At 65.1% G+C, this 24,001-nt stretch carries 19 protein-coding genes; 13 read left to right on the plus strand and 6 right to left on the minus strand.

Annotated features, from left to right (window positions below; translation table 11 throughout):
• Nucleotides 1-27 precede the first annotated feature (27 nt).
• Entirely contained in the window at nucleotides 28-2,172 is a 2,145-nt protein-coding gene (locus tag J2X44_RS09170; RefSeq protein ID WP_405053356.1) for a catalase, read from the minus strand.
• Nucleotides 2,173-2,357: 185 nt separating this feature from the next.
• Here J2X44_RS09170 and J2X44_RS09175 point away from each other — a divergent pair, with 185 nt between their 5' ends.
• A complete protein-coding gene (locus tag J2X44_RS09175) occupies nucleotides 2,358-3,647 on the plus strand; it encodes an HD-GYP domain-containing protein (RefSeq protein WP_310089199.1) in 1,290 nt (429 codons plus the stop codon).
• A 12-nt stretch (nucleotides 3,648-3,659) separates the two neighbouring features.
• Here J2X44_RS09175 and J2X44_RS09180 read toward each other — a convergent pair whose 3' ends face one another.
• The gene (locus tag J2X44_RS09180) at nucleotides 3,660-4,685 is read right to left on the minus strand and encodes a sugar phosphate nucleotidyltransferase (RefSeq protein WP_310089200.1); all 1,026 of its coding nucleotides are present in this window, start codon (nucleotides 4,683-4,685) and stop codon (nucleotides 3,660-3,662) included.
• A 135-nt stretch (nucleotides 4,686-4,820) separates the two neighbouring features.
• Between J2X44_RS09180 and J2X44_RS09185 the strand changes: the two genes are divergently transcribed.
• Genes J2X44_RS09185 through J2X44_RS09200 form a run of 4 tightly spaced genes read left to right on the plus strand, consistent with a single transcriptional unit; the run spans nucleotide 4,821 to nucleotide 11,553 of the window.
• Nucleotides 4,821-6,209, plus strand: coding sequence for a TIGR03013 family XrtA/PEP-CTERM system glycosyltransferase (locus tag J2X44_RS09185; protein ID WP_310089202.1), 1,389 nt, complete (start codon nucleotides 4,821-4,823; stop codon nucleotides 6,207-6,209).
• Between the two features lie 2 nt (nucleotides 6,210-6,211).
• The gene (gene prsK / locus J2X44_RS09190) at nucleotides 6,212-8,332 is read left to right on the plus strand and encodes an XrtA/PEP-CTERM system histidine kinase PrsK (RefSeq protein ID WP_310249253.1); all 2,121 of its coding nucleotides are present in this window, start codon (nucleotides 6,212-6,214) and stop codon (nucleotides 8,330-8,332) included.
• Complete coding sequence (gene prsR, locus J2X44_RS09195; RefSeq protein ID WP_310089204.1) at nucleotides 8,329-9,708, plus strand: PEP-CTERM-box response regulator transcription factor; 1,380 nt, start codon at nucleotides 8,329-8,331, stop codon at nucleotides 9,706-9,708. Before prsK ends, prsR begins: the two co-directional genes overlap by 4 nt.
• Entirely contained in the window at nucleotides 9,709-11,553 is a 1,845-nt protein-coding gene (locus J2X44_RS09200; protein ID WP_310089205.1) for a tetratricopeptide repeat protein, read from the plus strand. It begins immediately after the preceding gene.
• Between the two features lie 173 nt (nucleotides 11,554-11,726).
• Here the strand turns inward: J2X44_RS09200 and J2X44_RS09205 are convergent, their stop codons facing one another.
• Nucleotides 11,727-12,074 (minus strand): GntR family transcriptional regulator, encoded by a 348-nt coding sequence (locus J2X44_RS09205; protein ID WP_310089206.1) that lies wholly within the window; start codon nucleotides 12,072-12,074, stop codon nucleotides 11,727-11,729.
• Nucleotides 12,075-12,145: 71 nt separating this feature from the next.
• A complete protein-coding gene (locus J2X44_RS09210; RefSeq protein ID WP_310089207.1) occupies nucleotides 12,146-12,727 on the minus strand; it encodes a nitroreductase in 582 nt (193 codons plus the stop codon).
• A gap of 176 nt (nucleotides 12,728-12,903) precedes the next feature.
• On the opposite strand from J2X44_RS09210, the gene J2X44_RS09215 reads away from it, so the two are divergent.
• The 5 genes from J2X44_RS09215 to J2X44_RS09235 all read left to right on the plus strand — a co-directional run bounded on the left by J2X44_RS09215 (nucleotide 12,904) and on the right by J2X44_RS09235 (nucleotide 18,597).
• Entirely contained in the window at nucleotides 12,904-14,526 is a 1,623-nt protein-coding gene (locus J2X44_RS09215) for a peptide MFS transporter (protein ID WP_310089208.1), read from the plus strand.
• Between the two features lie 3 nt (nucleotides 14,527-14,529).
• Complete coding sequence (locus J2X44_RS09220; protein WP_310089209.1) at nucleotides 14,530-15,939, plus strand: amidohydrolase; 1,410 nt, start codon at nucleotides 14,530-14,532, stop codon at nucleotides 15,937-15,939.
• On the plus strand, nucleotides 15,936-17,237 hold the full coding sequence (locus J2X44_RS09225) for an amidohydrolase family protein (protein ID WP_310089210.1): 1,302 nt from the start codon (nucleotides 15,936-15,938) through the stop codon (nucleotides 17,235-17,237). The genes J2X44_RS09220 and J2X44_RS09225 overlap by 4 nt, the downstream gene beginning before the upstream one ends.
• 149 nt (nucleotides 17,238-17,386) lie before the next feature.
• Complete coding sequence (locus J2X44_RS09230) at nucleotides 17,387-18,079, plus strand: NnrU family protein (RefSeq protein ID WP_310089211.1); 693 nt, start codon at nucleotides 17,387-17,389, stop codon at nucleotides 18,077-18,079.
• Nucleotides 18,076-18,597, plus strand: coding sequence for a DUF1003 domain-containing protein (locus J2X44_RS09235; protein ID WP_310089212.1), 522 nt, complete (start codon nucleotides 18,076-18,078; stop codon nucleotides 18,595-18,597). The genes J2X44_RS09230 and J2X44_RS09235 overlap by 4 nt, the downstream gene beginning before the upstream one ends.
• 119 nt (nucleotides 18,598-18,716) lie before the next feature.
• Here J2X44_RS09235 and J2X44_RS09240 read toward each other — a convergent pair whose 3' ends face one another.
• Both J2X44_RS09240 and J2X44_RS09245 read right to left on the minus strand, forming a co-directional pair.
• Nucleotides 18,717-19,712 carry an aldo/keto reductase gene (locus J2X44_RS09240; RefSeq protein ID WP_310089213.1) on the minus strand — a complete coding sequence of 332 codons (996 nt, stop codon included), beginning with the start codon at nucleotides 19,710-19,712 and terminating at the stop codon, nucleotides 18,717-18,719.
• Nucleotides 19,709-20,959, minus strand: a complete 1,251-nt coding sequence (locus J2X44_RS09245; protein ID WP_310089214.1) for a dicarboxylate/amino acid:cation symporter — start codon at nucleotides 20,957-20,959, stop codon at nucleotides 19,709-19,711. The genes J2X44_RS09240 and J2X44_RS09245 overlap by 4 nt, the downstream gene beginning before the upstream one ends.
• 118 nt (nucleotides 20,960-21,077) lie before the next feature.
• Here J2X44_RS09245 and glmM point away from each other — a divergent pair, with 118 nt between their 5' ends.
• The 3 genes from glmM to thiD all read left to right on the plus strand — a co-directional run bounded on the left by glmM (nucleotide 21,078) and on the right by thiD (nucleotide 23,923).
• A complete protein-coding gene (glmM, locus tag J2X44_RS09250; protein WP_310089215.1) occupies nucleotides 21,078-22,415 on the plus strand; it encodes a phosphoglucosamine mutase in 1,338 nt (445 codons plus the stop codon).
• Nucleotides 22,416-22,449: 34 nt separating this feature from the next.
• The gene (locus J2X44_RS09255; RefSeq protein WP_194952849.1) at nucleotides 22,450-22,674 is read left to right on the plus strand and encodes a DUF1272 domain-containing protein; all 225 of its coding nucleotides are present in this window, start codon (nucleotides 22,450-22,452) and stop codon (nucleotides 22,672-22,674) included.
• A gap of 106 nt (nucleotides 22,675-22,780) precedes the next feature.
• A complete protein-coding gene (gene thiD / locus J2X44_RS09260; RefSeq protein WP_310089216.1) occupies nucleotides 22,781-23,923 on the plus strand; it encodes a bifunctional hydroxymethylpyrimidine kinase/phosphomethylpyrimidine kinase in 1,143 nt (380 codons plus the stop codon).
• Nucleotides 23,924-24,001: the final 78 nt, after the last annotated feature.

Below are 24,001 nucleotides of genomic sequence, written 5' to 3' on the forward strand. Positions count from 1 at the left end.
AATCGTCCAGGCGCGCCCGATTTGGCGTCAGGCGAGATCGCGCACCTTGGCTTCGCGTGCCCAATGGCGCCGCGTGCCGACCTTGGCGAAGCTATCAAGTGCGACGACGCCGCCGTCCTTTTCCACGCTTGCCTTGTCGAGCAGGATCCGGGTCGCCTCGTCGTGCGCGATCGTCTTGCAATGGCCGAAAGCGTCCATGAACCACTGCACCGCGGCGCCCTGTTTCGACAGCAGCACTGCCTGTTCCTCAGTCAGGATCGACGCGACCGCGTCGAACAAGACCGACGGCGATCCGGCGAGCTGGCCGTCGGCCTTGAGCGTGCCGCCCTTGACTTTGATACCGCCGACCTTGGGCGCGACGAGGAAAGCGGTGCCGCCCGCCTTTTCGATCGCGGCTTTTAGCGCGTCGATTGCGGCCTTGTCCGATCCTTCGGCAAAGAGGATGGCGACCTTGCGGCCTTCCATCGTGTCGTCGGCATTCTTCTGGATCGACAGCGCGTCGGAGGGTTTGAGATCGACGGGCGCGCGCGCCGCCTTTTCCTTGGCCGGAAGGTCGATGGCGAGGCCGTCGGCGACGCGCTTGGCAAGGTCGTCGTCGATGTTGCGCAGCTGGCCGACGACGCGGACGCGCACATGGTCGAGTGTCACCTTCGACAGTTCGAACACCAGCGCCGAGGCAATATGCGCTTGTTCATTTTCTGTCTGCGACAGGTAGAACATCCGCGCCTGGCTGAAATGATCGGCGAAGAGTTTGGCGCGTATGCGCAGTTTCTGCGTCGGGTCGTTGCGTTCATCGTTGGTGGCAAAGGTGCGGAAGCCGGTCGCCGCACTGGCGCGCGGCCCGCCGTTCTCGCCTGCTTCGGCCAGACTGTTGGGCTCGTAATTGGCGCGCCCGGTCGGAACCAGCGTCTGCATCATCCCGTCGCGCTGGAAATTGTGGAACGGGCATTTGGGCGCGTTGATCGGGATCTGGTGGAAATTGGTCGTACCCAGCCGCGACTTTTGGGTGTCGAGGTAGGAGAAGAGACGGCCCTGGAGCAGCGGATCGTTGCTGAAGTCGATACCGGGGATGATGTTCGACGGCAGGAAGGCGACCTGTTCGGTTTCGGCAAAGAAATTGTCGATATTGCGGTTGAGCGTCATGCGGCCGACGATCTCGACCGGTACATCTTCTTCGGGGATCAGTTTGGTCGCGTCGAGTACGTCATAGGGCTGTTTGGCGGCAAAGGCTTCGTCGAAGACCTGCACGCCCAGATCCCACGCGGGGAAGTCGCCCGCGTCGATCGCCTCGAACAGATCGCGGCGGTGGAAATCGGGGTCGGCACCGGCGATCTTGACCGCCTCGTCCCATGTTGTCGACTGGATGCCGAGCACCGGCTTCCAGTGGAATTTGACGAATTTGCCGTCACCCTTCGCATTGACGAGGCGGAACGTGTGGACGCCGAACCCCTCGATCATGCGCAGGCTGCGCGGGATCGTGCGGTCGGACATCGCCCACATGATCATGTGCATCGCCTCTGGCATCAGGCCGATGAAGTCCCAGAAGGTATCGTGCGCGCTGCCCGCCTGCGGATAGCCGCGGTCGGCCTCCATCTTGACGCTGTGGACGAGGTCGGGGAATTTCATCGCGTCCTGGATGAAGAAGACCGGGATGTTGTTGCCGACCAGGTCCCAATTGCCGCTGTCGGTATAGAGCTTGACCGCAAAGCCCCGCACGTCGCGCGCCGTATCGACCGACCCGGCGCCGCCGGCGACGGTCGAGAAGCGGACAAAGACGGGGCAGGTAGCGCCCGCAGTCTGGAGGATCGACGCGGTTGTCAGTCCCGGGATCGCTTTGGTGCATTCGAACACACCATGCGCGCCCGAGCCGCGGGCGTGAACGATGCGTTCGGGGATGCGCTCATGGTCGAAATGGAAGATTTTTTCGCGGAGGACAAAATCCTCGAGCAAGGTCGGGCCGCGTCCGCCTGCGCGCAGCGAGTTCTGGTTGTCGGCGATGCGATGGCCGAAGTTGTCGGTGAGATAGGCGGCGGGGTCGGCGTCGGCCGAGGCGGTTTGGTGGAGCTCTCCGCCATTGCCGTGCTCGGTCGCGAAGGCCGACTGTCCGGCGCCGGGCTGGTGATCGTGCAGCTGGTTGTCGGTGGCGGGCGAGGGGGCAGGTTTTTTGGGCAAGGGTCGTTCCTTCCGCCGCGGAAGGCGACACTCTATCAACCCGCCGCACCAGACGCGGTTGCATCAGCGGCGGGCAAAGTTTGCATGGCTTGCAGACTTGGGTGCGGTCTCCGCTAAAATATCATCCATTCCGGACGTTAATCGAATGTCGGGTCTGTCGCAGCCACCCGAACAGGACCGGACCCATGTTGCTTCATCTCAAACCCGAACAGGTCGAAATCGGCATGTTCGTCGATGCGTTCGACGGGCGGTGGATCGATCATCCGTTCTGGCGCAGCCGGTTTCTGATCGAGACCGCTGACCAGTTAGCGCGGATCCGGGCATCGGGGGTCAACGCCGTCATCGTCGATCGTAGCCGCAGCCGGATGGCAACCGACGCCGCCGCCGACGTCATCCTTCCCGACGATCGCCGCCAATCGGCGCGCGGCCTGGCCCCGCCGTGTCCCGGTGTCGAACGGCGGCGCGCAAACATCTTTGCGCCGCCGCCGGGCGAGCATCCGGTGCGCCCGGCAAGTTACGCGCAGGAGCGCCGCCGCGCCGAGCGGCTGATCGCAAAATCGAAGCAGGCAGTGGTCGATCTGTTCGGCGCCGCGCGGATGGGCCGCGCGGTCGAGGCGCGGCGGATGGCATCGCTGGCCGAGGCCGTCGGCAAATCGATCACCCGACAGTCACGCGCCATGATCGACTTGGTGCGGCTGAAACAGAAAGACGAATATACCTATCTCCATTCGGTCGCCGTCTGCGCGCTGATGATCAATTTCGCCCGTCACCTGAAGCTGGATGAGGCCGAGGTACAGGCGCTGGGGGTAGCGGGGTTACTGCACGACGTCGGCAAGGTCGCGATCGCCGACGATGTGTTGTTCAAGCCCGGCAAGCTGACGACGTGCGAACGCAGCGCAGTCGAGGTTCACCCCGAGGCAGGCCACGCGTTCCTGATGAAGTCGCAGGACATTCCGGCGGCGGCGTTCGAAGTGTGCCTGCGCCACCACGAAAAGATGGATGGCACGGGCTATCCGGGCGGTTTGAGCGGCGAGGCGTTGTCGCTCTATGCCCGGATGGGGGCGATTTGCGACGTGTATGACGCGGTGACGTCCGACCGGCCGTATAAGGCGGCGTGGACGCCGTGCGAGGCGTTGACTGCGATGCAAGGCTGGGCCGGACATTTCGACCCGCATCTGCTCGACCAGTTCGCCGACAGTCTGGGAATTTTTCCGACCGGCACCTTGGTGACGCTGTCGAGCGGAATGCTGGCGATCGTCGTCGGCAGCGCAGGCGCGGCGGGCGAGACGATCATCGTGCGGGTGTTCTTTGACTGCGACTTGCTGGCGGAATGTGCGCCGTCCGATCTTGAAATCGGGCCGGCGCCGCGCGAGCCGCGGATCATGGGCCGTGCCAGTCACAAATTCTGGCGCTTCGACGATTGGCCTGCAACGGCGGCGCGGGTGCTTGCCGAGCCGGTCTCGCCCACCGCTTGAAAGCGGAAAAGGCTATTCGCGGGCCTTGGCAGCGGCGCGAACGTCCTGCGAGCGCGACAACGGCATGACGAGGATGTCGTCGCCGTCGACGATCACCGCAATATCATTGATGCCGACCAGCGACACGCGCTTGGCGCCCGCGCGGACAAGATTTCGCTGGCTGTCGTGCAGAAAGGCGTCGCCGGTCACGGCGTTGTCGGCCGGGTCCTTTGACGCGAGCCTGTGGACCGCCTGCCAGCTGCCGAGGTCGGACCAGCCCATCGCGGCGGGGACCACGGCGACGCGGTCGTCCTTTTCCATTACGGCATAATCGATCGAGTCGGAGGGCGCCTCTGCGAAGCGGACGGCGTCGGCATAGAGCGCGTCGCCGTCGGGCCGCCCTGCAGCGACGGCGCGGTCAGCGGCCTCGAAGATCGCACGGCAGTGGGTCAGCATCGCATCGTGCATCCGCCCGGCGCGGAACAGGAAGATGCCGGCATTCCAGCTGTAGCCGCCCGCGGCCAGCATCGCCTGCGCCTCGGCCAGCGGCGGCTTTTCGATAAAGCGACCAACCGCAAAACCGTCTTCGCCCAGCGCCGCGCCATTGGCGATATAACCAAAGCCGGTCTCGGGGCCGTCCGGTGCGATGCCGAACGTCACGATCCAGTCCTGCTGCGCCAGCCGTGCGCCTTTGGCGATCGCGGTATGAAAGGCGGGGACGTGAGCGATGACATGATCGCTGGGCATCACCAGCAACAGCGTGTCGGCATCGGCGCGGGCGACCGCAAGCGCGATGGCTGCGGCAGTGCCGCGTGGCATCGGTTCGACGATCAAAGCGGCTTCGCGTTCGCCCATCTGGTCGTGCACTGCGGGGACATGGGCGTCGCCGCACAGGATGATCGGCGGCAAAAAGGCGGCGCTGGCGGGGATACGCTGCATCGTCTGCTGGAACAGGCTTTGCGCGCCGGTCAGCGGCAGGAACTGCTTGGCGCGGTCGCCCCGCGATTCGGGCCACAGCCGGGTTCCGGCTCCACCGCACAGGATAAGGGGTTGGATCATCACGGTCATCGCGCTGGTCTATCGCCTCCGGCGGCGCTGGTCACCCCCGCTCGGGCAAATGGCAAGTGTAAAATTAACCGACAGTTGACGCCTCGACTGTAGTATCAGGCGGTCGAAAGGGCTGTGTGATTTTCCATGTTCCGGCTGTTCAAACATTATGTCCCGCACGCCGTCGTCTGGCTGGCGCTGATCGAGTTCCTCGCGCTGCTCGGCTCGGCGGAGGGGGCGTGGCATCTTTACGCGCATCAGGCGGGCTTTGACGCGGGTCCGTTGGCCGACCGATGGTTGCCGTTGGCGACCTTTGCCGTGGCCAACTCGCTGGCGATGATGGCGACCGGCATGTATGGGAACGAGGGGCTGCGTTCGATGCGCTTTGCCACCGCGCGCCTGCTTGCAGCGATTTCGCTCGGGGTGATTTTTCTCTCGGTGCTCGGCTTTCTGTTGCCGACCGCGACGCTGTGGCGCGCGAACAGCCTGTATGCGATGGCGCTGGCGATTGCGGCGCTGTTCGTCATTCGCCTGGCGCTGACCCAGTCGGCGGGAACCGAGGCGTTTCGTCGCCGTATCCTGGTGCTGGGCGCCGGGCCGCGCGCGGCGCGACTGGCGGCGCTCGCCAACGAGCCGGGCAGCGGGCTGGAGATGGTTGGCTTTATCGCGATGAGCGATGCCGAAAAGGCGGTCGCTGGCGCCATCCCGCGTCAAACGATCCCCAATCTGTCCGATCATGTCGTCACGCTGCGCGCCGGCGAGGTCGTGCTGGCGCTTGAGGAACGGCGCAACGCGCTGCCGCTGAACGATCTGCTCCGCGTCAAGACGACGGGGGTCCATGTCAACGACATCGCAAGCTTTATCGAACGCGAGACCGGGCGTGTCGATCTGGCGACCACCAACCCCAGCGGGCTGATCTTTTCCGACGGATTTTCGGCGGGGCAACGTATTTCCAAGGTCGGCAAACGGTTGTTCGACATATTGGCCAGCGTGGTCGTGCTGGTCGTTGGCCTGCCGCTGATCATCATCGCCGGGATTGCGGTGATGTTCGACAGCCGCGGGCCGGTATTTTACCGCCAGCCGCGCGTCGGGCTGTTCGGCGAACCCTATGATATTTTCAAGATTCGTTCGATGCGCACCGATGCAGAGGCCGAGGGCAAGGCGATCTGGGCGAGCGAGAATGATCCGCGCGTCACCCGCGTCGGACGGATCATTCGCAAACTGCGGATCGACGAACTGCCGCAGACCTGGTGCGTCCTGAAGGGCGACATGAGCTTTGTCGGGCCGCGCCCCGAACGGCCGAGTTTCGTGGAAGAACTCGAACAAAAAATGCCGTTCTACGCCGAACGGCACATGGTGAAGCCGGGGCTGACCGGGTGGGCGCAGATCAACTATCCCTATGGCGCGTCGGTCGAGGATGCGCGGGTCAAACTGGAATATGATCTGTATTACGCGAAAAACTATTCGCCCTTTCTCGACCTGTTGATCCTGTTGCAGACAGTGCGGGTCGTGCTGTGGCCTGACGGCGCGCGCTGATCATGCTCGGTGGGGTGTCGGAAATTCTGTCGGTGTTGGCCTTGGTCGGCTTTTCAGCCGCCACGCTGTGGTTGCTGGCGCGGCCATCGGCGCGGATGTCGGCGTTGATGCCGACGCCGTGGATGCTGACGGTCGCGGCCGGCGCGACCGCACTATGGTGTGCGCCCCTCGCCTTGTTCGGACCCGGATCGTCGCAGGCGATGGTGGCGCAGGCGCTGCGTGACCTCGCGATGCTGGGCTGGCTGAGCACGACTTTCTGGTCATCGGGGGCGCCGATGTCGCGGCCGCTGCGGCTGATCCTGCGGATGCTGGTGACGATTTGCCTGCTGACGCTGGTGCTGGGCGCCGCGGCGCATTGGCGGGCCGGCGCAGCGGCGGCGCCGTGGATGACGCCGACGATGACCTTTGCGGCGATGATCGTTGCCACCGGCGGACTGTTGATCGTCGATAGCGGAGTCCGCCATGCCAGCGCCGGATTGCGGACGCCGGTGATGGCGGTTGCCGGTGGCTTTGCCATGCTGTGGGCGTATGAATTGAACGTTCAGCTGATCGGGGCGCTGACCGGCAAGAGCGCATCGACGTTGATCCAGTTGCTGCCCGCGGTCGTGCTGCTGATGTTGCCGACCTATATTGTCGCGGCGATGGATATCGGGCGCGAGCGGATGCAATTGTCGCGGACCGCGGCGATGCGAACGCTGATCCTGCTGGGCGCAGCGGCGTATCTGGTCGTCATCGGGCTGACCGGCGCGATCGCGCGGCTGATCGGCGGCGATTATGCCGAACTGGCGCAGGCGGCCTCGCTGGTCGTGGCGCTGGGCACCGGGGGCTTGCTGATCGTGTCGGCGCGCGTGCGCGCGTGGCTGTCGGTGATGATCACCAAACATCTTTTCGAGCATCGCTACGACTATCGGACCGAATGGATGCGCTTTACCGCGACTTTGGGTCATGGCGCCAACGGCGATGGCGGCGAGGACGATCGCAACTTGCATCGCCGCGTAGCCAAGGCGCTGGCCGAACTGACCGGCAGTCCCGGCGCGTTGCTGATGCTGCCGGGGGCCGGAGGCAGCTTTCGGGTCGCCGAGCAATGGCATTGGCCGATCGATGCCGAAGCGGAGGATGCGACATTGTCGTTGCGATCGGCATTCATGTTGCAGGAGACGCGGCACATCGTCGACCTGGACGCCGAGCGTCGGGGAAAGTCAGCGCAGAATGCAGCGGACGACAATCTTGCCATCCCCGACTGGCTGATCGCCGACACCCGGGCGTGGGTCGTGGTGCCGATTCTGCATTTCCAGCGCATGATCGCGGTCGCCGTGCTGCACCGCCCGGCGGTATCGCGCGCCTTGGACTGGGAAGATCTCGACGTGCTGCGCATCGCGGGGCAACAGGCGGCGAGCTATTTGGCCGAATCGCAAAGCCAGGAGGCGCTGTCGGAGGCGCGGCGGTTCGACGAATTCAATCGCCGCTTTGCCTTCATTATGCACGACATCAAGAATCTGGCGAGCCAGATTGGCCTGCTCGCGCGCAACGCCGAACGCCACGCCGACAAGCCCGATTTTCGTGCCGACATGGTCGAGACGCTCAAGATTTCCGCCGGGCGGCTGAGCGACTTGTTGGTCCGGCTGGCGCCGCGCGCGCGCGGACCGGCGGCGGAGGCCGGGCGGGTCTTGATTGAGCCGATACTGAACGAGATCGCCGCCGAGGCGCTGCCGCGCCGGGCGCTGTTCGTCGGGTGCCAGGCCGGTCTGTCGGCGTGGGGCGATGCCGGGTCGATCCGGCAGATTGTTCAGCATCTGGTCGCCAATGCAATCGATGCCTCGGACGTCGGCATCCCGGTGCAGGTGGTGGCGGTCGCCGAGCATGGCCGGGCGCGGATCGACGTGATCGACCAGGGCAGCGGCATGACACGCAGCTTCATTCGCGACGAGCTGTTCAAACCTTTTGTGTCGACGAAGGACGGCGGCTTTGGCCTGGGCGCGTTCGAAGCGTTGCAGATCGCGCAGGCGATGGGCGGCGCGATCGACGTCGAGAGCGAGCCGGGAAGAGGCAGCAGTTTCACCCTGTGGTTGCCGCTGGCCGACGCGCGGAGTGACGCGAAACTGATGAAAGCCGTAATGAGATGAGCGAAAACGCCGCCCCCATTCGCACCTTGCTGGTGGTCGAGGACGATCCCGGGCTGCAAACGCAGCTCAAATGGGCGTATGAGGATTACCGCGTATTGATCGCCGGCGACCATGATGCCGCGATCGAGTTGTTGCGCGCCGAGGAGCCCGATGTGGTGACGCTCGACCTGGGGCTGCCGCCCGATCCTGACGGCACACGCGAGGGCTTTCGCACGCTGACCGCGATCCTGGAAGCGAAGCCCGACACCAAGGTAATCGTCGTGTCAGGGCATGGCGAACGCGCCAGCGCGCTGGCCGCGATCGCCAACGGGGCGTGGGATTTTTACCAGAAACCGATCGACATCGACGAACTGGGCCTGATCGTGCGGCGGGCATTTCACGTCCGCGATCTGGAGGTCGAGAATGCGCGGCTGGCGCAGCAGGGGAGTAGCGACAATCGCGTGCTCGGCGGCATGATCAGCGGCGCCCCCGAAATGCAAAAGGTCGCGCGGACGATCGAGCGCGTTGCCAATCTGGATGTCAGCGTGATGCTGCTCGGCGCCAGCGGCACCGGCAAGGAATTGCTGGCGCGTGGGCTGCACGAAGCGAGCGGGCGGCGCGATGGAGCGTTTGTCGCGATCAACTGCGCTGCGATCCCCGAAAATCTACTCGAAAGCGAATTGTTCGGACACGAAAAAGGGGCGTTTACCGGCGCGGTCAAGACCACTGAGGGCAAGATCGAGCTGGCGCATGGCGGCACCCTGTTCCTCGACGAGGTCGGCGATATTCCGCTGCCGCTACAGGTCAAATTGCTGCGCTTCTTACAGGAGCGGACGATCGAACGGATCGGCGGGCGAAAACCGATTGCGGTTGATACCCGCATCGTATGCGCGACGCACCGCGACCTCGACGCGATGATCGCGGCGCAGAGCTTTCGCGACGACCTTTATTACCGGCTGGCCGAAATGGTGGTGAAAATCCCGTCGCTGGCCGAACGGCCGGGCGACCCCGTGCTGCTCGCGCGCCATTTCCTGCATCAATATGCGCCCGAGATGAACCCGGCGGTGCGCGGCTTTGCCCCCGACGCGTTGCAGGCGATCGACGAGGGGCGCTGGCCGGGCAATGTCCGCGAACTGGAAAACCGGATCAAACGCGCGGTGATCATGGCCGACGGCAAGCTGGTCGGCAAAGACGATCTCGATCTCGCGAGCGGCGCGGCGGCGGACGGCGAGGAAGCATGGCTGAATCTGCGCAGTGCCCGCGAGGCCGCCGACCGCGTCGCGATCCGCCGCGCGATGACGCAGAGCGAGGGCAATATTTCGGCCGCTGCGAAGCTGCTCGGGATCAGTCGTCCGACGCTGTACGATTTGCTGAAGCAATATCGGATGCACGCCTGAATGACGCCGGGTCGCGCCTGGACAAGCACGCTGCTGATCGCGGTGGTGCTGGCCGGATGCGGCTACGCGCGTCCCGACGCGCCGCGTCAAGGCTTCGCCGAGCGCCGCGCCGAATTGCAGACGGCGATTGCCGATAATCCGCAGGCGATTGCGGCGCGCGTCGAACTGGCGCGGGTCGCGATCCAGCTGGGCGACGGCGTCGGTGCCGAGGCGGCGGTAAAGGGCGCGCTCAGCGCGGGCGGCAATGCGGCGGCGCTGCGCCCGCTGCTGGCGCGCGCCTATGCGATGCAGGGGGAGGGGCAGCGCGCGCTGGAGACGATCGACGCCGGGCCAATCATTCCCGAAATGATCGGCGAGGCGGCATGGGTCGCGGGCGATGTTCATCTAACGCGCGGCGACCTTGACGCAGCGCGCGATGCCTATGACCGGGCGGTGCGCGACCTGCCGCGCAATTCGGCGCTGTGGGTCGATGTCGCGCGCTTTCGCGGCGCCAATGCCGACACCGCGGGCGCCCGCGATGCGATCGATTACGCGATCGAACTCGACAAGGCGAATAGCGGCGCATTGGCGTATAAGGCCAATCTGATCCGCACCGAAGATGGGCTGACCGCGTCGCTCAAATGGTATGATCAGGCGCTGGCGGCCGATCCCGACAACGCCGACGCGCTGATCGACCAGGCCGCGACGCTGGGCGATCTGGGGCGTTACCGCGATATGCTGACCGCGCTGCGCCATGCCGCGACGATCGTCCCGCGCGATCCGCGACTGTTTTACCTGCAAGCGGTGCTTGCGGCGCGGGCCGAAAATTATCGGTTGGCGCGCAGTCTGTTGCAACGCACGCGCGGCGAGCTCGACAATTTGCCGGGGTTCATGCTGCTGAGCGCTATCGTCGAGCTGGAACTGGGCGGTGAGGCGGTGGCGGCGACATGGGCCGACCGGCTGCTGATCGAACAGCCCTATAATCTCACGGCGCGGCGCATCTTGGCGGTCGCCAACTGGGCTGATGGCGACGCGGACGGCGCGATCGAGGCGCTGCTGCCGATCGTCGACCGCCCCGATGCCGACAGCTGGTCGCTGTTGCTGGCGGCGCGGGCCGCGAGCGAATTGGGGCGGCGCGGCGAAGCGGGTGATTTTCTGGCGCGGGCGGCGACGCTGAGCCGCGGCGAGGCACTGCCGTTCGCGCCGAGCGATGACTATGGCGTGTTGACGCAAGCCGCCGATGCCGCGCCGCTGAACCCGGCGGTCGCGATCCCGGCGGTTGCCGCCGACATCTTGCGCGGCAATAGCGCGTCGGCGATCGCCCGCGCCGCGCAGTTGCGCGACGCCAATCGCGGGGTCGCCGACGCCCATATATTGCTGGGCGATGCCGCGCTGGCGGGCGGGCGGTTCGATCTGGCAGTGCAGGCGTATCGCACGGCGCGCGACCTCGATGCGAGCGAACGCACGACGTTGCGGCTGGCCAACGCGCTGTTCCGCGCCGGCGATGCGGCGGGATCAGGTGCCGCCATCCTGGCGCTGCGCGACAGCCAGCCATCGAGCATCGCCGCCGACCGGCTTGCCGGGCATCTGGCGATGGACATCGAACATTGGGACGAGGCGATCGCGCATTTCGAGCGCGTGCGGCGCCGCATTGGCGACCGCGATGCCGTAGTGCTGCGCGAGCTGGCGCGGGCGTGGGCGGCAAAGGGCGACACCGACCGCGCGCTGCCGCTGATCGACCGGGCATATCGGTTACAGCCGTTGAATGGCGGGGTGATGGCGTTTTATGCGGATTTGCTGGAGCGGCGCGGCGACGGGCAGGCGGCGGCGGATTTGCGCGAGAAAGCCGCGCAGGCCGGGCGATAGCGGGAATGGCTGGTTACGACTGGTGACTGGCCTAAACTGTCGTCATCCCGGACTTGATCCGGGATCCATTCGCCCTCTCAGCATAGGGCGGTGCAACGCCGCATGGACCCCGGATCGAGTCCGGGGTGACGAAAATATGAGGGCAGCTCCCCACTCCAACAACGCCCAAATGATCAGGCCTCGGTCAGATCCAGCAACGTCCGTGCGTCAAGCCCGATGCGGCGCATCTGGTCGGCGACCGGCGGCCAGACATTCGCGAGGAAATCGGCGCGCATCAGGCCGCGCAGGCGTTCGGTGGCGCCGGGGGCGACAAACATGCCGACGCCGCGCTTGACCGTGACCAGCCCTTCGTCCTGAAAGGTCTGATACGCTTTGGCGACGGTGAGCGGATTGGCGCCTTCTTCGGCGGCGAGCGAGCGGACCGACGGGAGCATGTCGCCGTCGCGAAAATTGCCGTCGAGGATCGCGTTGGCGATGACATCGCGCAGACGCTGATATACCGGTTTCGATTGATCCAACATGCCGCTTTAATGCCATAAGACAGCAGCACAGTCAAATGCCGGTTATTACAAAGTCTGGCAATATGGCGTAACTAAATTTCCCAAGCGCGAACAACGTCGTCATATTCGGGGCGTGGCCGTTCGTCGAGATCACGGGACGGCGAGCCGATGAAGAAATAGCCGACAATCATGTCGCCGTCGCCCGCGTCGAACGCTGAGGCGACCTGCGGGTTGTAGGCGGCCCAACCGGTCAGCCAGCTGCCGACGAAGCCGTGGGCGTGCGCGGCGTGGAGCAGGTTCATGCCGACCGCGCCGGCCGACATCTGCTGTTCCCACACCGGGATCTTGCTGTCCTTCACGGGCGTCGACAACAGCACGAGCAGGCTGGGCGCCTGATGCGCGAACTGATCGAGCGCCGACAGATCTAGCCCGACGGCGCCGGGATTTTCTTGCACCCATGCCGACTTGAGCCGCGCCGCGAACGTGTCGCGCTGGTCTGCCGCAACGGTGACGATGCGCCATGGGGCGAGCTTGCCATGGTCGGGCGTGCGCAGCGCCAGGGCGATGATGTCGCGCAATTGGGCCGCGTCGGGACCCGGGGCAACCATGTCGCGCGCCTTGCCCGAGCGGCGGGTGGCGAGGTGAGCGCGGAGCGAGGTGGTGTCGTTGAACATCATGTTCCTGTGGCGGCGCGGCGGCGGGCGCGCAAGCCCGATTCGCGGGCCCTCATGCGATGGATCGATGGTTTCCCGCGTAATTAGATTCTTCCCATACGCAATTTTCGCGCTAGGTTGCCCCATTCGCGCGGCGGGGAGCCGCGCCCACGATAAATGGGAAAAGGGACGCTTTGATGAAAGATGTAAGCCTCTGGCAAGAGGGCGACTGGATCGCGGTAATCGCGCTGGTCCTATTGGGGGTCTTTCTGACCGTCGGCGCGTTGATCGCGACCAGCAGGAAGCCCGAATTCGCCGGCCACCCCAAAGGCCTTTACATGCTGTTCTTTGCCGAAATGTGGGAGCGTTTTTCCTATTACGGCATGCGCGCCATCCTGATTTTCTACCTGACCCAGCACTGGCTGTTCAGCGACAGCAAATCCAGCCTGATCTACGGCGCCTATACCAGCCTGGTGTATATCACCCCGGTGCTCGGCGGCTATCTGGCCGACCGCTATCTGGGCCAGCGCAAGGCGGTGCTGTTCGGCGGCGTGCTGCTCGCCGCAGGGCATAGCTTGATGGCGGTCGAGGGCGTCGGCGGACAGAATGATCCGACGATCAACGTGTTCTGGGCGGCGCTTGCCTTCATCATCGTCGGTTCGGGTTTCCTGAAAGCCAATATCTCGGTGATGGTCGGCCAGTTGTACAAGCTGACCGATACCCGCCGCGACAGCGCCTACACGATCTTTTACATGGGCATCAACGCTGGCGCCGCGCTCGGCACCATCCTCGTCGCCTATCTGGGGCAGACGATCGGTTGGGGTTTCGGCTTCGGGCTCGCCGGTATCGGGATGCTCGCCGGTCTGGTGGTTTTCGTGTTGGGCAAGAAAGCGCTGCACGGCGCGGGCGAAGCCCCGCGGGTGCTCGCCAAATCGCGTGAGTTCACCATCTATGGCATCGGCTTTGCCGCGGTCGCGGTGATCTGGGCGCTGGTGCAGTATCAGGACATCATCCAGTCGCTGCTCGCGGTGTCGGGCGTCGCGCTGCTCGGTTATGTCCTTTATGAGAGTTTCAAGCTGGAAAAAGAGCCGCGCGAGCGCATGTTCGCGATCCTGTTCCTGATCAGTCTCAACCCGCTGTTCTGGGGCTTGTTCGAGCAGGCGGGCGGATCGATGAACCTGTTCACTGACCGCTTCGTCGACCGCGGCGGCGTTCCGGCGGGGATCTTCCAGTCGATCAATCCGATCATCATCATCCTCGTCGCGCCGCTGTTTGCTGCGCTGTGGGGCTGGCTGGGCAAACGCGGCACCGAACCGTCGGCTCCGGCCAAATTCGGACTGGCGCTGGCGCAGATGGGCTTGGCCAATCTGGTTTTGGTGTGGGGCGCCGAAGCCTATGGCGTCGCCGCAATGACGCCGGTGCTGCTGGTGTTCGCTTATTATTTCTTCGCCACTACCGGCGAGTTGTGCCTCAGCCCCGTCGGGCTTAGCGCGATGAACCGCCTGGCCCCGACGTTCCTGGCGTCGCTGATCATGGGCGCGTGGTTCTACATGACCGCGGTCGGCAATTTCGTCGCCGGCAAGATCGGCGAGGCGACCGGCGGCCATGATGGCCAGATGACCAAGCAAGGCTTGCTCGACATCTATGAACTGTTTGGCTGGATCGCGATCGGCGCCGCAGTCGCGGTGCTGCTGGTCAGCCCGATCGTGAAGCGGTGGATGCATCTCGACACGCTGCGCGACCGCGACGAGGTTGCCGGGGCAGGCGAGCTCGGCGAACCGCAGGCCGCGGGCGTTCATCCCGAACCCAAGGGAGCATAAGCGATGGTCCGGGGCGTGAAGGGCAGCCTGCTGGCTGCGGTGTCGCTGGTGCTTGTCGGCTGTGCGGCAACTGGCAAGGAAACGGCTTCGGCGGGCGACAAGCCCGCCGCGACCGAAAAGCCGGTCAAGTTTAACAAGGATCCCTATCCGTCGACCTATCGCCCCTATGGCGGGCGGCCGACCGCGGTGCGCGGCGTTACCATCTTTGACGGCGAAGGCGGCCGCATCGACAATGGCGTGGTGCTGTTTGCGAAAGGCAACGTCGAGGCGGTCGGCGGCGCCGACACCGCGATCCCGGCTGACTTCGACGTGATCGACGGGACCGGCAAGTTCGTCACCCCCGGAATCATCGACATCCACAGCCATCTCGGCGACTATCCCTCGCCCAGCGTTGAGGCGCATTCGGACGGCAACGAGGCGACGTCGCCGACGACCCCCGAAGTGTGGTCCGAACATAGCGTCTGGCCGCAGGATCCGGGGTTCAGCCGCGCGCTGGCGAATGGCGGCGTCACCGCGCTACAGGTGCTGCCGGGCAGCGCCAACCTGATGGGCGGGCGCTCGATCACCCTGAAGAACGTCCCGTCGCGCACGGTACAGGGGATGAAATTCCCCGGCGCGCCTTACGGCATGAAAATGGCGTGCGGCGAGAATCCGAAGCGCGTTTATGGCGGCAAGGGCCGCGCGCCGTCGACCCGCATGGGCAATTTCGCGGTCAACCGCGCGACGTGGCAGAAGGCCGCGGCGTACAAGAAGAAGATGGACGATGGCAAAGCCGTCGATCGCGATCTGGCGATGGAAACGCTGGCCGGGGTGCTGGCCGGCGAAATCCTGGTCCACAATCATTGCTACCGCGCCGACGAGATGGCGCTGGTGATCGATATGTCGAAGGAATTCGGCTACAAGGTATCGACCTTTCACCACGCGGTCGAAAGCTACAAGATCGCCGACATCCTGGCCAAAGAAGGCATTTGTTCGGCGATGTGGGCCGACTGGTGGGGCTTCAAGATGGAAGCCTATGACAGCGTGAACGAGAATATTCCGCTGGTGTACAAGGCGGGCGCCTGCACCATCGTCCATTCGGACGACGCCAACCAGATTCAGCGGCTCAATCAGGAGGCCGCGAAAGCGCGCGCTGCGGGGCGCCGCATGGGGATCGACGTCAGCGACGAGGTGGCATGGACCTGGCTGTCGCTAAACCCCGCCAAGGCGCTGGGCATCGGCGACAAGACGGGCAGTCTGAAGCCGGGCAAGATGGCCGACGTCGTGCTGTGGAACGGCAATCCGTTCAGCGCCTATACCCGGCCCGAAAAAGTATGGGTCGATGGCGCGCTGATGTTCGATGCGTTCGATCCGAAACGCCGACCGGTGAGTGATTTCGAGCTGGGTCAGCCCGGCGAGGGAGATGTGAAATGATCCGCGCGCTGCTTCTTTCCGCCGCGGCGCTGATCGCGGTTCCGGCTGCGGCCCAAGATATCGCGATCACCAACGCCAAGCTGGTCATCGGTGACGGCAGCGCGCCGATCGACGGCGGAACCGTCGTCGTGCGCGGCGGCAAGGTCGTTGCGGCAGGGGTGGGCGTTGCCGTCCCCGCCGGGATCGAGCGCGTCGATGCCGGGGGCCGCTGGGTCACCCCGGGGATCGTCGCGGCGTTCAGCCGGGTCGGGCTGGTCGAGGTCGATGCAGTCGGCGGCACCAACGATCGCAATGCGCCGCGCACCCGCTTTTCGGCGGGGCTCGATATTGCGCCGGCGCTGAATCCAATGGGTTCGCCGGTCGCGGTCAACCGCGCCTCGGGCGTCACCCGCGCCATCGTCGCGCCGGGGGGCAGCAGCAATTTGTTCGCAGGCCAAGGCGCGGTCGTCGACCTGGCCGACGACATGGACATGGTGACCAAGCCGCGCGCGCTGCAGTTTGTGGCGTTCGGCGAGGATGGATCGGCGAAGGCAGGGGGGAGCCGCGCCGCGACCTTCCTGTTGTTCCGCGAACAATTGCTGGCGGCGCGTAGCTATGCCCGCAACCCCGCGACGCTTGCTGAGTGGGGCAATGACGCGATGATCCAGCGCGCCGATGCCGACGCGCTGGTGCAGGTGATCATTGGCGTGACGCCGCTGTTCGTGCGGGTCGACCGGGCATCGGACATTCTGAATGTGGTCAAGCTGAAGGGCGAGTTTCCGGCGCTGAAGCTGGTGCTGGTCGGGGTGACCGAAGGTTGGCTGGTCGCGCGCGAATTGGCGGCGGCGAAGGTGCCGGTGCTGGTCTCGCCGCTGACCGACCTGCCGTCGAGTTTCGAGCAGTTGGGCGCGACGCAATCGAACGCCGGCCGCTTGAAAGCTGCGGGGGTCGATGTGTCGGTCGGGGTCTTCGATGACGATGACGCCCACAAGATGGGCTATGCGACGCAATATGCGGGTAATCTGGTCGGGCTGGCGCGCGTGCCCGGTGCCAGCGGGATGACGTGGGATCAGGCGTTCGCGTCGATCAGCAGCGCCCCGGCGCGCGCGGTCGGTATGGAAGCCAGCATCGGTTCGCTGCGCCCCGGCCGCGTCGGCGACGTCGTGGTGTGGGATAATGATCCGCTGGAACTGGGCAGCCGTCCGACCGCGATCTGGATCGACGGCAAGGCACAGTCGCTGACGACGCGGCAGGACCGCCTGCGCGATCGCTATGCGACGCCGCAGGAAGGCGCGTTGCCGAAAGCGTATGATAGATAGGTTGGACGCCAATCGTCTTGTTCGTCATCCCGGCAAAGGCCGGGATCTCACCGTGGCTCGATAACGCAGCGGCGAGATCCCGGCCTTCGCCGCGATGACATTCATGGTATGGGCGTCCTCTGGCAGGAGAGGGGCTTTCCATGCAACCGATGTCGCTTTTGATCACCACCTGCGTTTTGTTCGTCGGCTCGCACCTGGCGCTGTCGCATCCGTTGCGCGATGGACTGGCCAACCGGTTGGGCGAACGCGGGTTCCAGATCGTCTATTCGATCGTCGCGATCGCGACGTTCGTCCTCGTCGTGCAAGCGTGGCGCGGGATGCCGCCCGAACCGCCGTTGTGGGCGGTCGGCGATGCGCTGTGGATTGTCGCGTCGGTGCTGGTCCTGTTCGCCAGCATCCTGTTCATGGGGTCGCTGATCGGCAATCCGGCGCTGCCCGCGCCAAGCGCCGCCGCCGCGGCGCAGAACGCCCCGCGCGGGGTTTTCGCGATCACCCGCCACCCCATGATGTGGGGCTTCGCGCTGTGGGCGGTCGCCCACATCATGGTGATGCCGACCGAGGCGCAGATCATCCTGTCCGGCACAATCGTTTTTCTCGCGCTGTTCGGGTCGGCGGGACAGGACGGCAAGAAAGCGCGGCTGATGGGTGACAGCTGGCGGCATTGGGCGGCTCGGACGAGCTTTGTGCCGTTCGCGCGGCAGATCAGCGGCGCGACGCCATGGGGCGACACCATCCCGCGCCCGCACGCGCTGTTCGGCGGCCTTGTCGTTTGGCTGGCCGCGACGTGGGGGCACGGCGCGCTTGGCTATATGGTCGCGGGCATCTGGCGCTGGGTGGGATGAACGCCGACGTGCACGCCTCTGATCTCGCGCTGCGGCTGCTCGGGCGGAGCTATGACGAACTCGATGCCGAGGAACGCCGCGTCATCGCCGCGATCGCCGCGCATGAACCGACGAGCCGCGACGCGGGCGATCTGGACGATGCCGAGGCGAGCTTTGGCGCGCGCCTGTCCGATCGCGTCGCCGCGGTGGGCGGGTCGTGGGGGTTCATCATCCTGTTCACCGTGGTGCTGCTGGGATGGATGCTGCTCAATTCGGAAGTGCTGGCGCGCTGGGGGATGGCGTTCGATCCCTATCCGTTCATTTTCCTGAACCTGATGCTGTCGACGCTGGCGGCGGTGCAGGCGCCGATCATCATGATGAGCCAGAACCGGGCTTCGGCAAAAGACCGGCTGGCCGCCAGCCTGGATTACGAGATCAATCTGCGCGCCGAACTAGAGATCATGCGGCTGCATCACAAGATCGATGTGTTGGTGGAGAAGGTTGAGGGGTTAGGAAGCACCGACAACGCGCTTCGCTAAATGTCCTAGGCCAACGTCATTGCGAGGAGCGAAGCGACGCGGCAATCCAGAGCTGGCGTAAACCGCTCTGGATTGCTTCGCTTTGCTCGCAATGACGGGCTTAAGGCGGTTCTGATGCTCTACAACCGCACCATCCGCATGCCCATTTCGCCATAGCGCGGGCCGCTGGTGCCGCCTTTGGGCGCCGCCGCCTCGATCGCCGCGAGGTTATCGGCGGTCAGCGTTACATCGGCGGCGCCGACGCTGTCCTCCATCGTCGCGCGGCGCTTGGTGCCGGGGATCGGGACGATGTCGTCGCCCTGCGCGAGCAGCCACGCGAGCGCGATCTGGGCGTTCGACACGCCATGCTTGTCCGCCACCGCGCCGATCGCATCGACGATCGCCAAGTTGGCGGGCAGGTTTTCGTCCGAATAGCGCGGGTCGTTGCGGCGCCAGTCATTCTCGGGCAGTTCGTCGCGGCTGCGCACCGCGCCCGCCAGAAAGCCGCGGCCGAGCGGCGAATAGGGAACGAAGCCGATGCCATTCTCGCGGCAGACGCCTAAGATCTCGTCCTCGATGTCGCGCTCCCAGATCGAATATTCGCTTTGCAGCGCGGTGATCGGCGCGGCTTTCGCGGCGCGGCGCAGCGTTTCGGGGCCGGCTTCGGACAGCGCGATGTGGCGCACCTTGCCTTCGCGGACCAGTTCCATCATTCCGCCGACAACTTCCTCGATCGGGATCGCAGGATCGACGCGGTGCTGATAGAACAGGTCGATCGTGTCGATACCGAGCCGCTGGAGCGAGCCTTCGCACGAGGCGCGTGCGTTGGCGGGCGAGCCATCGACCCCGACAATCTGATTGCCGTCGAATTTGAACCCGAATTTGGTCGCGATGACCAAGCCGTCGCGCTTGCCCTTGATCGCGGCGCCCAGCAATTCCTCGTTGCTGAACGGGCCATAGATTTGTGCGGTGTCGAAAAAGGTCACGCCAAGGTCGATCGCGCGGTGGATCGTCGCGGTCGATTCATCGAGGTCGGCGGCCTCGCCATAAAGGATATTGCCGCCCTTGATCATCGGCATACAGCCGATGCCGATGGCCGATATTTCGAGGCCGTGGCCGAGTTTGCGGTATTTCATGGGGTCTCTCCTGCGGGTTCGGCGTCTTCGATGCCATCGGCCGCAAATTTCGTGGCGGCGACGTCGCCGACGACGTTACCGAGGGTGCGGAAAATATCGGGGAAGGTTTCGACCGCGACCAGCAGCCCGAGCGGCGCGACGGGGACGCCCATCGACACGGCGATTGGCGCGATCGAGGTCACGAAGCTGATCGAACCGGGCAGGCTGACCGAGCTGAGCGCCGCAGCCATCGCCACCGCCAGCCCGACCGCCATCTCCCATGGGGTCAGCTCGACCCCGAACAGCCACGCGACATAGACGACCACTGCCAGGTTCATCGCCGGGCTGGTGAACCGGAACAGCGCGACCGCGAGTGGCAGCACGACGTCGGCCTTCTTCGGATCGACGCCGAGTTCTTCGGACGATTTGAGCATCGCGGGCAGGCTGGCGAGCGAGCTTTGGGTGCTGATCGCCACCGCCAGCGTCGGCACCATCGCACGGATGAAACGCGGTAACGATATGCCGACGACCAGCCAGGCGAGGGCCAAGCCGAGGATCAGGCAGCTGACCCCGATTCCCATCAGGATCAGAACATAATGGATCAGGCCGCCGAACGCCGCGATTCCTGCCTTGACCGCGAGCGCATAGCCGAGCGCGAAAACGCCGATCGGCGCGAGTGCGAGCACCCAGCCAATGACGATCAGCATCGCATCGCCCAGCGCCTTGAACAGCCCCGACAACGTCGCGCGCTGAACCGGTTCGAGCTTGGTGATCGCGAAGGCGAAGATGGTGGTGAACACGATCAGCGGCAGGATCGCGGTGTCGGCGGCGGCGGCGATCGGGTTGGTCGGGATCAGCGAGAGCAGGAAGTCGCCAAAGGTCGGCGATGGTCCCGCTTCGCTGGTGCCGCCAAGGCCGCTGCGCAGCGCGTCGGCGGCGCCGGTCGAGAGCGGAAACAGCCGCAGCAGCAGCGGCGTCATCAACAGCGACATCGACCCCGAAATGAAGATCGCGGCGAGGAAGGTCATCACCGCGCGCGCCGCGAGCTTACCCGCGCGCGCGGCGTCGGCGGTCGCGGTGATGCCGGTGATCAGCAACGCGACGACCAGCGGGACGATCGTCATCTTCAGCGCGTTGAGCCACAGCAGCCCGATCGGTTCGACAAAGGGCAGCGATGCGGTGCCCGCGTCGGGCGCGACCAGTTCGATGCCGATTCCCAGCAGCATCCCGGCGACCAGCGCCGAGAGGATGATCCATGCCGATTTCAAGCCATATTCTCCCGGCGATGTTTCTGGCCAGCTTGCCAAGCAAAAGAGGGTGACTTAGGGCCTTCCCGAAGCAGCCGGGCAGGCATTGGTCCCGTTCGGCTTAAGTAGCAGAGGTGGCATGCGCAAGTTTTTCGGAACCGACGGGATTCGCGGACTGACGAACCAGATCCCGATGACCGTCGAGGTCGCGATGCGCGTCGGCATGGCGGCGGGCGCCCATTTCTTGCGCGGCGACCACAAGCATCGCGTGGTGATCGGCAAGGACACGCGGCTGTCGGGCTATATGCTGGAAAATGCGCTGGTCGCCGGGTTCACCAGCGTCGGCATGGACGTGGTGCAGGTCGGGCCGATGCCGACCCCGGCGATCGCGATGCTGACCCGCTCGATGCGCGCCGACCTGGGCGTGATGCTGTCGGCGAGCCACAATCCCTTTTACGACAATGGCATCAAGCTGTTCGGCCCCGATGGCTATAAATTATCCGACGAGGATGAGGCGCAGATCGAACTGTTGCTCGCGCAGCAGCCGAAGCTGGCCGACCCGGCGCATATCGGGCGCGCCAAGCGGATCGAGGACGCGCGCGGTCGTTATATTCATGCTGTGAAACAGAGCCTGCCCGAATCGGTGCGGCTCGACGGGCTGCGGATCGTGCTCGATTGTGCCAACGGTGCCGCCTACAACAGCGCACCAACGGTGTTCTGGGAACTGGGCGCCGATGTGGTGGCGATCGGGACGACGCCGAATGGCACCAACATCAACGACAAATGCGGCTCGACTGCGCCCGCCCTGCTTCAGGAAACCGTGGTGGCAAGCGGCGCCGACATCGGCATCGCGCTCGACGGCGATGCCGACCGGCTGATCGTCGTCGATGAAAAGGGCAAGATTGTCGACGGCGACCAGATCATGGGGCTGATCGGGGCCAGCTGGGCGCGGCAGGGGCGGCTGAAAGGCGGCGGGGTCGTCGCGACGGTAATGTCGAACCTGGGACTTGAGCGTTTCCTGGAGAGTGAAGGATTGCGGGTCGAACGAACCAAGGTCGGCGATCGCTATGTGCTGGAACGGATGAAGGCAGGCGGCTTCAACGTCGGCGGCGAACAGTCGGGGCATATGATCCTGTCGGACTATGCGACGACCGGTGACGGCACATTGGCAGGCTTGCAGGTGCTGGCCGAGTTGGTCGCGGCGGACAAACCGGCGAGCGAGTTGCTGCATCAGTTCGACCCGGTGCCGCAGCTTTTGAAGAATGTCCGCTTCGCGGGTGGAGAACCGCTCGACGATAGCAAGGTTCAGGCGGCGATCGCCGAGGGCGAAGCGTTGCTCGCCGGGCGCGGGCGGCTGGTGATCCGCCCTTCGGGAACGGAGCCGCTGATCCGCGTGATGGCCGAAGGCGACGACGCCGGACAGGTCGAGCGCGTCGTCGACATGATTTGCGACGCGGTGCGTGAGGCGACCGCATAATCCGAAACTTCATCAGAACCGAAAGAGACTTATCATGCTTGAAATGCGACCCGATTGCGAAAAATGCGGCAAGGATTTGCCCGCGAACATGCACGGTGCCTTCATCTGTTCGATGGAGTGCACCTTTTGCGCCAATTGCGCCGACCGGCTGGACGAACAATGCCCCAATTGCGGTGGCGACCTGCTCGACCGGCCGCTGCGCGAAGGCGCGATCCTGGCGAAATACCCCGGCTCGACGGTACGGAAATACAAGGTTTGACGCCGCGCCCGCTTCGTCACCCCGGACTTGATCCGGGGTCCATGACGCCCGCGCGGCGAAGGATGCCGGATCAAGTCCGGCATGACGAAAATGTGGAGATCATATTGTGACCGCGCGCGTCCTGATCATCGCCGGGTCGGATAGCGGTGGCGGTGCGGGTATCCAGGCCGATATCAAGGCGGTAACGATGCTCGGCGGTCATGTGATGACCGCGATCACTGCGATCACGGCGCAAAATACGTTGGGGGTCCAGGGCGTTCACCCAGTGCCGACCGCCATGGTGCTGGCACAGATCGACAGCGTCGCGTCCGATATCGGCGTCGATGCGGTCAAGATCGGCATGATCGGCAGCGCCGCGACCGCGGCTGCGGTGGCAGAGCGGCTGACCCAGTCCGATCTGGCGCAGGCGGCGGTGGTGTTCGACCCGGTGATGGTCGCGACCAGTGGGTCGGTGCTGGCCGACGCGGCGACGATCGATGCCTTTCGTGCCCTGCTCGATCGCGCGATGGTCGCGACGCCAAACCTGCCCGAGTTGGAGGCGCTCGGCGGCGAGGATGCGGTGCTCGCGCACGGCTGTTCCTTGCTGGTCAAGGGCGGCCATGCCGCGGGCGAAACGGTCGTCGATCGCTTGCTCGAAACCGGCGAAGGCGAGGTCGCGCGCTGGGAAGCGCCGCGGATCGACACCCCGCACAGCCACGGCACCGGCTGCACGCTGGCGAGCGCGATCGCCTGCGGTTTGGCGCAGGGCATGCCGCTGGAGCCTGCAATTGCTCGGGCGCGCGATTTTGTCCGACTGTCCTTGCTCGACGCGCCGGGGCTGGGCGCGGGTCATGGTCCGATGGGGCAGCAATATGTGCGCAACGACGGGCTGTTCACCGGCCCGGCGCTCAACCAGTTCACCTTGCCCGCGAGCGACTATGCGGCATCGGTCGCTTTCTACAAGCAGATGGGGCTGAAGCAGATCGTCGATAGCCGGGACAATGGATATGCCCGGTTCGAGGCGGCCAATGGCGTGACGCTGTCAATCCATGTCGGCGACGGCGTGGCGGGCGGGGCGACGACCTATCTGGAAAGCGGCGCGCTCGATGCGTGGGTCGCCTATCTGGCGCGGCGCGGGGTGCGGTTCGACCAGATGCCGCGCGATGAGGATTGGGGCTGGCGCGAGGCGCGGCTAAGCGATCCGGCGGGCAACCGGCTCTGCCTGTATCAGGCGGGAGAATATCGCAGGTATCCGCCGTGGCGGGTGTAGTACGGGTCGGCGCTATTTTGTCCCGTTCGTGTCGAGCGAAGTCGAGTCAGGTTGAGTTTGTGCTGGCCTGCCCGTGTC

This window comes from Sphingopyxis sp. BE259 (genome assembly GCF_031457495.1).
GTDB lineage: Bacteria > Pseudomonadota > Alphaproteobacteria > Sphingomonadales > Sphingomonadaceae > Sphingopyxis.